Genomic DNA, 11,717 nt, shown 5'->3' on the forward strand with positions numbered 1-11,717 from the left:
GATGCGTTCATCTCCCGTTCATATGCGGTCTTGGCTCCGTTCACAGTCCAGACAGTCACCTGTTGCCTGCCATGGTTAAAAAGGCATCGGGTGCCTTTTTCCTTCCCGTTGTGACCGGGACGCGATTGCGGCGGATGAACCCGGCACCGGCCCGGCAGAGGAAAGGACACGGGATGACCATTCAGAGAGTACTGGCGGCCGCCGCCGGGGCAGCGCTGACTGTCGCGACACTGGCCCATGCGGCGGATCAGGTCGGTGCCAGCGTGATCGACGCGCAGCGGCGGGCGCTGGCAGAGGCGGTTGCGGATCAGGGATTTGGCCCGCAGTCGCCGCGTGATCTCAGCTCGGCGGTGGGATCAAACAAGCGCGATTTTGCATTTGCGCCACCCGCCAGCCGGATGAACCTCTGCAACATCCATTTCCATGAAAGCGCAGAGCACAAGGGTGGTGAATTCACCAAATATGCCGGACATGGCGATGGTCAGGGCTATGGCACCGGGTATCTTTATTCAGGCGAGCTGACAGCGGCCGAGGTGGCCCCCTATGCCCGTCCGGTTGGCAGCACCGACCATGGCGCACTGGCGCCCGGTGACACGATCGAGGTGCATTATGTCTACAGCACGGCGCAGGTGGGACCGGGGCCGACGCTGGGATCCTGTCTGGATGTCGCCACGCTGAACCCGCAGCTGCGGGTCGAAACTCAGGTGATGGTGCTGGTCAATGATCCTGCCGCGCTGGATTTCGTGAGGCTGACCAAACATGAGTTTGTCGATGGCTATCATCAGGCGCTCCATATTCCGCAGGATATGGGTAAGCCGGTGCAATATACCGGATCGACGACCGGTCCGGCCTATAATGAGACCGGCTCTCCCGTGCAGGTCACCTGGAGCGTTCGCCCCAAGGTGGCCAAGGTGAGCATTGCCTCGGTGGAGGCATGGTTGGGCGACAATGCCTTTGACGAAGATCATGCCCATGGCGTGCGCACCCTCGTGGTCAATCCCGATCTGCTGTCGCCGATGTCCCGCTAGGAGCTGGACCTGCGGCACCACAGCAGTTGCCCGAAGGGTGCGGAGTGCGGCAGGCTGGGGCACAGCAGCCTGTGGCGGCTGCGGAGGGCAGAGCGGATGGAACACCCGGTTCAGGACAACGGTGGCGGGCGGCTCGGCGGGCTGACGCGGCAGCAGGCGGAGGCGGCGCGGCGTCAATACGGATGGAATGAGCTGCCGCAGGGCAAACGCACCGGGCCTTTGCGGGTGTTCCTGCGCCAGTTCAGCAATTTCCTGGTGCTGATCCTGATTGCCGCCGGGATCATCGCCTTTGCCCTTGGCGAATATGCCGACACGCTGGCGATCGGGCTGGTGATCGGGCTGAACGGGATCTTGGGCTTTGTGCAGGAATGGCGGGCGGAAACCGCGCTGGAAAGCCTGCGCAGCCTGCTGTCGCCGCAGGCGCTGGTGGTGCGTGATGGGCGCGAGCAGGTGATCGGGGCGCGCGAGCTGGTGCCGGGCGATCTGATCATTCTGGAGGCCGGCGCCCGGGTGCCTGCCGATGCGCGCCTGCACGAAGCTGCCGGACTATCGTTGGATGAGAGCGCGCTGACCGGGGAATCGGTTCCGGTGGACAAGGCGCCCGGCACAGAGACGGCAGAGGTGTTTGCCGGAACGGTTGTGGCGGCGGGCCGCGCGCTGGCGTTGGTCACCGCGACCGGCGCGCGCACCGCCTTTGGCGAGATCGCATCGCTGACCGGATCGGTGGGGCTGAAGAAGACAAACCTGCAGGTGCAGCTGGGCCGTCTGGCGCAGCAGCTGGGGTTTGCGGCGCTGGGTGTTTCCGCCGCTATTCTGGCGCTGGGGCTTTATATGGGGCGGGACGCGGCGGAGATGTTCATGACCGGCCTGTCGCTGTCGGTGGCGATGGTGCCCGAAGGCCTGCCCGCGGTGGTCACCATCACCCTGGCGCTGGGGGCGGCGGCGATGGTGCGGCAGAAAGCTTTGGCGCGGCGGTTGCAGGCGGTGGAAACGCTGGGCGCGGCCTCGGTCATCTGCACCGACAAGACCGGCACCCTGACGGAAAACAAGATGACCGTGACCCGGGTCTGGACGCTGGACCGCAGCTATCAGGTGACCGGCACCGGCTATGATCCGGCAGGTCATATTGCCCATGGCGGCACGGTCACCGGCGCGCGGGAGGATGCGGTGCTGGCAGAGCTGCTGGCGGCGGGGCTGACCTGCACCCATGCCAGCCTGCACCGCGAGGGGGATCATTGGCAGATGACCGGCGCCCCGACCGAGGGCGCGCTGGTGACCCTCGGCTACAAGGGCTGGGCAGAGCTGCCGCCGCCGGACACGGTGCTGGCGGAGATCCCCTTCAGCAGCGAGCGCAAGCGGATGAGCGTGCTGGCGCGCAGCGGCAGGGTCCTGACCAAGGGCGCGCCGGAGCAGGTTCTGGGCCTCTGCACAGAAGTTTTGACGCAGGATGGCCCGCGGAAGCTGGGCGCAGGGGAGGCGGCCGCCATCACCGACGCCTATGAGGCAATGGCGGCAGAAGGGCTGCGGGTGATCGGCCTGGCAGCCGGGGCGGCGCAGGGCGGAGAAATCCGCGAGGAGAACATGACCTTCCTCGGGCTGGCGGGGCTGATTGATCCGCCGCGGCCCGAAGTGCGGGACGCCATCGGCGCGGCGCGGGCGGCGGGTATCCGGGTGATCATGATCACTGGCGACAGCCCGCTGACTGCCAAGGCGATTGCGGCCCAGCTGGGGCTGCCTGCCGGAAAGACCCTGACCGGCGATGCGCTGGAGGCGCTGGAAGACGCGGAGCTGGACCGGATCCTCCAGCAGGATGTGCTGTTTGCCCGCACAAGGCCCGCCCACAAGATGCGGATCGTCTCGGCTTTGCAGGGACAGCATCAGATCGTGGCGATGACCGGCGACGGGGTGAACGACGCGCCGGCCCTGAAGCAGGCCGACATCGGGGTTTCAATGGGGGTGCGGGGCACGGATGTGGCCAAGGATGCCTCTGACCTGGTGCTGCTCGATGACAATTTCGCCACCATCGTGCGGGCCATCGGCGAGGGGCGGCGGCAGTTCGCAAATGTGCGCAAATTCGTGCGCTACCTCTTGTCCTCCAACGCGGGCGAGGTGATTGCGCTGTTGATCAATATCCTGATTGGCGGGCCGCTGATCTTTCTGGCGACGCAGATCCTGTGGATGAACCTTGTGACCGACGGGGTGACGGCGGTGGCGCTGGGGCTGGAGAAGGGCGAGCCGGACCAGATGGAGCATCCGCCGCGCCAGAAAGACACGCCGATCCTGGGCAAGGCCGGGCTGCTGAGCATTCTGGCGCTGGGGCTTTATACCGGGCTGGCCAGCCTGTGGCTGTTCCTGCATCTTTTGGACGGTAACGAGGATCTGGCCCGCACCGCCGCCTTTACCGCCATGGTGGTTTTTGAGAAGGCGAGCGTCTTTGCCTTCCGTTCGCTGCATCTGCCGTGCTGGCGGATCGGGGTGTTCAGCAATCCGCTGCTGCTGGCGGCGCTGGTGGTGACCATCGGGGCGCAGGTAGCGGCGGTCTACTGGCCGCCCTTGCAGGTGATGCTGCACACGGTGCCGCTGCAAGGGGAGCACTGGGGGCTGATCGCGCTGCTGGTGCTGCCCATCCTGCTGGTGCCGGAGGGGCTGAAAACCCTGCGTTATCTCAGTGGTCAACGCCAGCGGAGGGCAGTGGCGGCAGCTTGACCTCCGTCAAGGCGGCGGGGGCCACTCCGGGGCATCCTGCGGGCATGGAGAAGGATCACGGTCACAGCAAGGACGACATCGCGCAGCGGCTGGCTGGCAGCAATGGCACCGGGCGGCTCAGGGATGCGGTTTATGGTGGCATTGACGGCGCGGTCACCACCTTTGCGATTGCTGCGGGGGTCGAGGGCGCGGGGTTTTCCCCTGCGGTGATCATCGCCCTTGGCATTGCCAACGTACTGGCGGACGGGTTTTCTATGGCTGCGGCCAATTATCTGGGGACCAAGGCGGATCTGGACGACCGGCGGCGTCTCTACGAGGTGGAAAAGCGTCATATCCGCCAGTACCCGGAGGGTGAGCGCGAGGAGCTGCGCCAGATCTTTCAGGAGCTGGGGCTGAGCGGCGACGTGCTGGAGGGCGCGGTGGCATCGGTGACCGCCAAGCCGGAGAAATGGATCGCGCTGATGCTGACCAGCGAATATGGGCTGGCGCCGGCAGAACCCAACCCGGTGGCGGCGGCGCTGACGACTTTTGCGGCGTTCATGGCGGCGGGCATCGTGCCGCTTCTGCCGTTCATTCTGGGGCTGCCCGATCCGTTCCTGACCGCCGCGCTGGCCACCGGGGCGGTGTTTTTCGGCATTGGCGCCAGCAAGAGCGTCTGGTCGCTGGCGCCCTGGTGGAAATCCGGGCTGGAGACATTGGCAATCGGTTCCTGCGCCGCTGCTGTCGCCTATCTGGCAGGCAGCCTGTTCCGGGTCTGATCCGCTGCAACGAGGCGGCGGCGTCCCCGCGCGCTATGGCTTTCAGGGTGCTGAGGCTTCAGTGGCTTTGCACGGGTGGCTTCTGCGTGGTGCCCCCGAGGAAGGCGAACCAATAGGCCAGAGCGACGCCGCCCGCGCCGCCCACGATATTGCCCAGCGTGACCCAAAGCAGGTTGGCGGCCGCTGCGACAAGCGGGACATCGGCCCCTGCGGCCCAGCCTTGCGGGAAGAAATACATATTGGCGATGGAGTGTTCGAGCCCCAGCAGCACAAAGGCGGTGATCGGCCAGAGGATGGCCAGAACCTTGCCCGCAGCGGTGCGGGCGGCAAAGGACAGCCAGACGGCTAGGCAGACCAGCGCATTGCACAGCGCGCCGCGCATAAGGGCCTCAAGCGGGGTCAGCCCGGCCTTCGCCTCGGCGATGCCGACGGCGGTTGTGCCCATCGCACCATCCAGCAGCCCGGTCACGGCAAAGGCGGCCGCCAGCCCGGCTGCGCCCGCGAGATTGCCGAGATAGACCACACCCCAGCTGCGCAACAGCAGGCGCAGCGGGATCCTGCGGTCCACAGCGGCGATCACCATCAGCACGTTGCCGGTGAACAGCTCCGCCCCGGCAATCACCACAAGGATCAGCCCAAGCGAGAACACCGCGCCACCCAGCACGCGGAGCGGTCCGGTCACAGGGGCCGCACCTGCGAGGGTCATCGTATAGGCCGCCGCCCCAAATCCGATAAAGGCGCCCGCCAGCATCGCCAGCACGAACATCTGGGGCAGCGGCAGCCGCGCCTTGGCGGTGCCGGCTGTTTCCACCAATGCGGCGATTTCGGCGGGTTTATAGGCGTCAAAAGTGGGCGTTTTGGTCATCTGTCGGCTCCGGCAGTTATGGGGGCATGGGCGGGGCAGCGGCCGCACCAGTAGATCATTCCCGCTGGCCGCTGCCATGATCCCGATCAAGGTGGCGCAACGGGCAGGCAACCGGGCGCGCTATCGGTCCTGCGCCACCGAGCGGCGGAACAGCAGCAGGCTGGTGGCCAGCACCGCGGCGCCCAGCAGCGCCATCCACAGGAACTCCGGCCAGACGGTTTCAACCCCTGCGCCTTTGAACACGATGGCCTGGCTCGCGGCCATGTAATGGCGCGAGGGCAGCAGGGTGGTGATGGCCTGCAACCAGTCCGGCTGGCTTTCCACCGGGGTTTCGCCGCCCGACAGCATCAGCATCGGCAGGATCGTGAGCATCACCAAGAGCGCAAACTGCGCCATCGAACGCGCGACCGTGGCCAGAAACACCCCTAGCGCGGTGGCGGTGAACAAAAACAGCGCGGTGCCGCAGAGGAAGAGAATCTTTGACCCGGCAATGGTGATGCCCAGCACCCCCTGCATCACAAAACCCAGCGACAGCGCCCCCGCAACCAGCACCACGGCAGCGTTGGCCCAGATCTTCGCCACCGCGATGTCAAAGGGCGACAGCGGCATTGCCAGCAGGTGTTCAATGGTGCCGTGCTCGCGTTCGCGGATCATCGCCGCGCCGGTCAGGATCGTGGTCAGCCACATGATCTGGCCGATCAGCGCGTTGATGCCGGCAAAGCGCATGGTGTCGCGATTGGGGTTGAAGGCGCTGCGGATGATGATGCCAAGGGGCTGCGGCTGGGCCAGATCGGCGCCGATGGCAAAGCGGCGGATCTCGGCGCTGAGAATACTGGTGATATAATGGACGCCAATGCCCGCCTGTTCCATCGCGGTGGCGTCGATCAGCACCTGAATTTCCGGCACCCGGGCGGCGCGCAGGTCCTTCTCAAAGCCGGGCGGCACCGCCACCACAAACAGAAAATCGCCCGCATCCATCCGCGCCGCGCCGGTGCCGGGGGCGATCTGCGCCACCGGCTGAAATTCCGGCGGAAAGAACGCCTCCGCCAGGGTGCGGGACAGGGGCGAGTTGTCCTCGTCGGCAAAGGCGATGGAGGCGTTGTTGACCGAGGTTGCCACGCCCGTTGCCTCCATCACCGGCGACAGGGTGAAGGACCAGGCCAGGAGCGCCATCATCACCCAGTCGCGGCGCAGGCTCATCATCTCCTTGAGGCCGAGCCAGACTATGCGGGACAGGCGCTGCATCTACTTCTCCTGCGCCCTGAGCGCCAGCGCGGCCAGCAGGGTGAACACCGGACCGAAGCAGGCCAGCGCCAGAATGTCGGGCAGCAGCGCCTCCCAGCCCAGCCCCTTGGTGAAGGCGCCGACGTTCAGGTGCAGGAAATAAGACGACGGCCACAGCGCGCCGATGACCTGGGCGCCGCCCTCCAGCGTCGAGACCGGCTGCAACAGGCCGGAGAACTGGATCGTCGGCACCACCGAGGCGATGGTGGTTGCAAAAGTGGCCGCCACCTGGCTGGAGGTCATGGTGGCGATCAGCAGCCCGTAGGAGGTGGCGGCCCAGACATAGAGCAGCGCGCCAAGGGCCAAGGGCAGCGGATCGCCCTTGAGCGGCACCCCGAAGACCGCGATGGTCATTGCCGTCAGCAGCAGGAAGTTCAGATAAGCAATCACGATATAGGGGATCTGCTTGCCGATCAGGAACTCAAACCGGGTGGTCGGGGTGACGTAGAAATTGGTGATCGAGCCCAGTTCCTTTTCCCGCGCGACGCTGACCGCCATCAGCACGGCGGGCAGCATGATCAGCAGGATCGCGGGCATGGCCGGGGCCATTGCGGCGATGCTCTCAAAGCTCTGGTTGTAGCGGAATCGCGGCTCTATCCGGGCGATTTCGGGCTGGCGGGTGCCGCTGGCGGCGGCCTGTGCACTGAGGAAGGACTGGTGCAGCCCGGCGGCGTAGCCCTCCACCGTCTCTCCCTTGAAGGGGATGGCGCCATCGACAATGGCCAGCACCTCTGCCGGCTCATTTGTGCGCAGCTTGCGGCCAAAGTCAGGCGGCAGTTCGATCACCAGCGAGACCTCGCCCGAGACCAGCCGGCTGCGGCCCTCGGCAGCGCTGGACAGCGGCGGGGTGGGGCGGAAGTAGCGGGAGCCGGAAATCTCCGCCAGATAGGCGCGGCTTTCGGGGCTTTGCGACAGGTCGAGCGCGGCATAGTCCAGCTCATCTATGTCGAGCGAAATGCCGAAGCAGAACACCAGCATCAGGATCAGCGAGCCAAGGAAGGCAAAGGCGAGGCGCACCGGGTCGCGCAGTACCTCAACCGTTTCGCGTCGGGCATAGGCCAGCGCGCGGGTGGGACCGCCCGCGGCGCTGCCCGTTGTCTGAACCGCTGTTTGCGGAGCGGAGACCGGGGGCGGCGGATCAGCGGCCTTCAGGATGGCGATGAATGCCTCCTCGAGGGTGGCCGCAGCCTGCGCCGCCATCAGCGCCTTGGGTGTGCCCTCGGCCAGAACCTTGCCCGCGTGCATGAAGGACACCCGGTCGCAGCGTTCCGCCTCGCCCATGAAATGGGTGGAGACGAAAATGGTCACGCCCTCGTTGCGCGACAGCTCGACCAGCAATGCCCAGAACATGTCGCGCGCCTCAGGATCGACGCCGGAGGTCGGCTCGTCCAGGATCAGCACGCGTGGGCGGTGGATCACCGCAACCGCCAGCGACAGGCGCTGCTTGATGCCCAGCGGCAGGGCGGCAGCAAGGGAGGAACGATGCGCCGCAAGGCCGAAGCGCTGCGTCAGCTCCGCAATCCGGGCCGCGCGGTCGGGAATTGCAAAGATGCGGGCGTGAAGTTGCAGGTTCTGCTCGACGGTCAGTTCGCCGTAGAGCGAAAACGCCTGGCTCATATAGCCGATCTCGCGGCGCATGGCGCGGTTCCTGGCATCCACCGGCCTGCCGAACAGCTGCGCCGCGCCGGAGCTGATGGGCAGGAGGCCGGTCAGCATCTTCATGGTGGTCGACTTGCCGCAACCGTTGGAGCCGAGAAAGCCGAAGATCTCACCGCGCCTTATGCTGAAATCGACGCTGTCCACCGCCACGAAATCGCCAAAGCGGCGGGTGAGACCGCGCGCGGTAATCACCGGCTCGCCGCTATGTGCTGCTGGTGTTGGGTGTGGAACCGGCGGCGGGCTGCCCTTTGCCCGCAGCTGGCGGTAGGCGGTTTCCAGATCACCGGTCCGGCCCTTCAGCTTATCCGGCGAGCCCTGGAACAGCACGCGGCCTGCATCCATGGCGACAATCCAGTCAAAGCTCTGCGCCTCCTCCATATAGGCGGTGGACACCAGCACGGTGAGGCCGGGGCTGGTGTCCCGGATGGCACCGATCAGCGCCCAGAACTGGCGGCGCGACAAGGGATCAACGCCGGTGGTCGGTTCATCGAGCACCAAGAGTTTCGGGTCATGGATCAGGGCGCAGCAGAGGCCCAGCTTCTGCTTCATACCGCCCGACAGCTTGCCCATCAGCCGGTCTGCAAAGGGTGCGAGCCCGGTCGCAGACAGCAGCGATGCAATCCTCGCCTCCCGCTCTGCCGCCCGCTGCCCGAACAGGCGTGAGAAAAATTCGAGGTTTTCGCGCACGGAGAGTTCGGGGTACAGATTGCGACCCAGCCCCTGCGGCATGAAGGCAATGGCCGAGCAGATGCGGCGCCGGTGGGCGGCATCAGCGATCGGGCCGCCCAGCACGTCTATCGACCCGGCCTGCAATTTCTTGGCACCGGTGATCAGGCCCAGAAGGGTGGATTTTCCGACGCCATCCGGCCCGATGAAGCCCACCAGCTGACCGGGCGGCAGATCCAAGGTGATGTCATCCAGCGCGATATGCCTGCGGTAGCGATGAGAGACCTTGGCGATGCGGATGCCGGGGGTGCCTGCGGCGGAGATCATTCGAACAGCTCAGCCGGGATGCGCCGGTCCAGCGCTTCGGGCCATTCCATCGCGGGGTCGAGCCGGATCACGGCGATGCCGCGCAGGCCGGTTTTCACATGTTCGATCCGCGCTGCCACCAGATCCTGCGGGATGCGGACGCGGACGCGGAACACCAGCTGCTCCCGCTCGCTGAGGGTCTCGACCTGTTTTGGGGTGAACTGCGCCTCTGGCGAGACAAAGGTGACGGTGGCGGGAATGGCGTAATCGGGCAGGGCGTCCAGCACGATGCGGGCCTCGGCTCCGATCGGCAGAAGCCCGGCCTCGCGGGCGGGCAAGAACACTTCCATATAGATGTTTTCCAGACTGAGAAGCGTCAGGATCGGCCCGCCGGCGCCAACCACCTCGCCCGGTTCCGCCAGCCGGTAAAGCACCCGGCCCGGCATCGGCGCGATCAGCGTGCTGTCCTCGATCTGGGCGGCGATCCGGCGGACCTCGGCCTCTGCCGCCGCGATCCCGGCCTCGGCGGTGGCGACCCGCGCCTCTGCCGCGCCCAGCACCGCCTCGGCCACCGAATGGATGGTGTCGCGCTCCTCATGGAGGGTTTCGGAGATATTGCGCCCGGCCAAGAGCGCGGTGGCGCGCTCCAGCTCATGCTCGGCGCGGCGGTGCTCGCTCTGGCGTTGCACCACCAGCGCCTCTGCCTCGGCCCTGGTCTGGCGCGCCAGCGCGACTTCGGCGCGGGCCCGGTCATGCGTCGCCGCCAGCTCATCGGTGTCCATCACCACCAGAACATCGCCCGCCGCAACCAGACTGCCCTCAGCCGTCAGTACCTTGGCCACCCGACCCGCCCTTGCCGGGGCAATCTCCACCTGTTCGGCCTCGATCCGGCCATTGCCCTGCACGAAACCCTCCGGCAGCTCTGCGCCGTTTTCCGAAACAAACAGATACGCCGCAGCCGCCAGCAGCAGCGCTGCGGCGGCAGTCAGAAAAACACCCGTTGTTCTGGTCATGGCACAGCACCCCGATCCCGTTGCGTCCTTTGCGGAGCCTAGATGATCTTAGCCCCGGCCACCTTGCGCTGGGTCAATCCGGCGGCGCGGGAATGCTGCTATGATCGGACGGCGGCCACCGGATAGACCCGGGACATGCGCCGCGGCAGGTTTGAAACAAAGGAGAACAGCCATGCTGATGCGGCTCGCAGCGATACTGGCGATTGCGGCAGGACCGGTCTGGGCACAGGAGGCCGACAGCGATGAGGGCCGGGACTTGTTTCTGTATTTCTGTGCGGAGTGCCACGGAAAGGATGCTGCCAGCCTTGGCCCCATGGCCGAGATGATGGCGCTGCGCCCGCCGGATCTGACCCAGCTGGCCACGCGAAACGGCGGCGATTTTCCGGTTGAAGCCGTGGCCAGGCAGATCGACGGACGGCAACCGATTGCCGCCCATGGCGATATGCCGATGTTCGGCCCGACGCTGGACGAGGACAAATATGTCGCCCTTGCGCTGCCCAGCGGCCAGCCGATGATGGTGCCCCGGTCGCTCAGCAGTCTGATTGCCTATCTGCAAACGGTGCAGGACAAGCGCTGAGCAGCCGACTGACGGGCAGTGTCTAATTTCAACATAACACAGATTATATGCTTTGATGCTGCGGCTCAGGAGGCGCAACGCCCCGCCTCGGCAAGTTCGCTGCCGGGGGGCATTGCATTGGTGGCGCGCTGATTGGGATTACCGGGTGATCCAGGAGCCGCCGTCGGCGGAGGACGCCTGAGCTGCGGAGATGAACCACATCCCATCCAGCCCTGCCTGAAGACCCGGCAGCATCGGATTGTCGGTGCGGCTTTCGATCACCTCGGCTATATCGGTGTAAAGCGTTGCAAACCCTTCCAGATACCCCTCTGGATGACCGGGCGGAACGCGGGTCCAGTCGGGTCCGATGCCAGCCCCGCCACGGGTCAGGATCTGCTTTGGTTCTCCAAAACGGGTGAAACTCATCTGATTGGGGTCCTCATGCCCCCATTCAAGACCACCCTTATCGCCGAAGATCCGCAGGCGCAGGCTGTTTTCGCAGCCAACGGCGATCTGGCTGGCCCAGATCATGCCACGCGCGCCGCCGTCGTAGCGCAGCAGGATATGGGCGTTGTCATCGACCCGGCGTCCCGGCCCGAAGCTGTGCAGCTCTGCCGAGAGCGCCTCCGGGGTCAGACCGCTGACAAAGCAGGCAATGTTAAAGGCATGGGTGCCGATATCGCCAATGGCGCCTGCGCCGGACTGTGAGGGATCGGTGCGCCAGGCGGCCTGTTTGTGGCCGTCCTGTTCAATCGGATCGGTCAGCCAGTCCTGGGCATATTCCGCTTGCACCAGCCGGATCCGACCAAGATCGCCGCGCGCGATCATGGCGCGGGCCTGTCGCAGCAGCGGATAGCCGGTATAATTATGGGTCAG

Annotated in this window: 8 protein-coding genes and 1 pseudogene; 4 read left to right on the forward strand and 5 right to left on the reverse strand. The window is 65.9% G+C overall.

Annotated elements, in window-relative coordinates; all coding sequences use genetic code 11:
- Positions 1-173: 173 nt before the first annotated feature.
- From VWZ85_RS01605 to VWZ85_RS01615, 3 genes are all read left to right on the forward strand, one after another.
- The gene (locus VWZ85_RS01605; RefSeq protein ID WP_416586758.1) at positions 174-1,028 is read left to right on the forward strand and encodes a delta-class carbonic anhydrase; all 855 of its coding nucleotides are present in this window, start codon (positions 174-176) and stop codon (positions 1,026-1,028) included.
- A gap of 96 nt (positions 1,029-1,124) precedes the next feature.
- A complete protein-coding gene (locus tag VWZ85_RS01610; protein ID WP_416586760.1) occupies positions 1,125-3,734 on the forward strand; it encodes a cation-translocating P-type ATPase in 2,610 nt (869 codons plus the stop codon).
- Between the two features lie 44 nt (positions 3,735-3,778).
- On the forward strand, positions 3,779-4,492 hold the full coding sequence (locus VWZ85_RS01615; RefSeq protein WP_416537901.1) for a VIT1/CCC1 transporter family protein: 714 nt from the start codon (positions 3,779-3,781) through the stop codon (positions 4,490-4,492).
- A 58-nt stretch (positions 4,493-4,550) separates the two neighbouring features.
- Here VWZ85_RS01615 and VWZ85_RS01620 read toward each other — a convergent pair whose 3' ends face one another.
- The 4 genes and pseudogenes from VWZ85_RS01620 to VWZ85_RS01635 form a co-directional block, all read right to left on the reverse strand.
- Positions 4,551-5,357 carry a formate/nitrite transporter family protein gene (locus VWZ85_RS01620; RefSeq protein WP_416586762.1) on the reverse strand — a complete coding sequence of 269 codons (807 nt, stop codon included), beginning with the start codon at positions 5,355-5,357 and terminating at the stop codon, positions 4,551-4,553.
- Between the two features lie 120 nt (positions 5,358-5,477).
- Positions 5,478-6,494, reverse strand: a pseudogene (locus VWZ85_RS01625) (ABC transporter permease); the annotation flags it as partial.
- A gap of 108 nt (positions 6,495-6,602) precedes the next feature.
- On the reverse strand, positions 6,603-9,293 hold the full coding sequence (gene rbbA, locus VWZ85_RS01630; protein WP_416586765.1) for a ribosome-associated ATPase/putative transporter RbbA: 2,691 nt from the start codon (positions 9,291-9,293) through the stop codon (positions 6,603-6,605).
- A complete protein-coding gene (locus VWZ85_RS01635; protein ID WP_416541864.1) occupies positions 9,290-10,285 on the reverse strand; it encodes an HlyD family secretion protein in 996 nt (331 codons plus the stop codon). Before VWZ85_RS01635 ends, rbbA begins: the two co-directional genes overlap by 4 nt.
- Positions 10,286-10,457: 172 nt before the next feature.
- Here VWZ85_RS01635 and VWZ85_RS01640 point away from each other — a divergent pair, with 172 nt between their 5' ends.
- On the forward strand, positions 10,458-10,862 hold the full coding sequence (locus VWZ85_RS01640; protein WP_416535331.1) for a c-type cytochrome: 405 nt from the start codon (positions 10,458-10,460) through the stop codon (positions 10,860-10,862).
- Positions 10,863-11,000: 138 nt separating this feature from the next.
- Here the strand turns inward: VWZ85_RS01640 and VWZ85_RS01645 are convergent.
- Positions 11,001-11,717, reverse strand: a 717-nt coding sequence (locus VWZ85_RS01645; protein WP_416586768.1) for a Gfo/Idh/MocA family protein, incomplete at its 5' end; no start/stop codon positions are given.

Source organism: Phaeobacter sp. JH20_29, from assembly GCF_048056175.1.
Lineage (GTDB): Bacteria > Pseudomonadota > Alphaproteobacteria > Rhodobacterales > Rhodobacteraceae > Phaeobacter > Phaeobacter bryozoorum.

What these genes read in the sequence shown, in the direction of transcription:
- VWZ85_RS01635 (WP_416541864.1), bottom strand. Translation starts at nt 10,285, where the DNA reads ATGACCAGAACAACGGGTGTTTTTCTGACTGCCGCCGCAGCGCTGCTG.
- VWZ85_RS01610 (WP_416586760.1), top strand. Translation starts at nt 1,125, where the DNA reads ATGGAACACCCGGTTCAGGACAACGGTGGCGGGCGGCTCGGCGGGCTG.
- VWZ85_RS01615 (WP_416537901.1), top strand. Translation starts at nt 3,779, where the DNA reads ATGGAGAAGGATCACGGTCACAGCAAGGACGACATCGCGCAGCGGCTG.
- VWZ85_RS01605 (WP_416586758.1), top strand. Translation starts at nt 174, where the DNA reads ATGACCATTCAGAGAGTACTGGCGGCCGCCGCCGGGGCAGCGCTGACT.
- VWZ85_RS01640 (WP_416535331.1), top strand. Translation starts at nt 10,458, where the DNA reads ATGCTGATGCGGCTCGCAGCGATACTGGCGATTGCGGCAGGACCGGTC.
- VWZ85_RS01620 (WP_416586762.1), bottom strand. Translation starts at nt 5,357, where the DNA reads ATGACCAAAACGCCCACTTTTGACGCCTATAAACCCGCCGAAATCGCC.
- rbbA (WP_416586765.1), bottom strand. Translation starts at nt 9,293, where the DNA reads ATGATCTCCGCCGCAGGCACCCCCGGCATCCGCATCGCCAAGGTCTCT.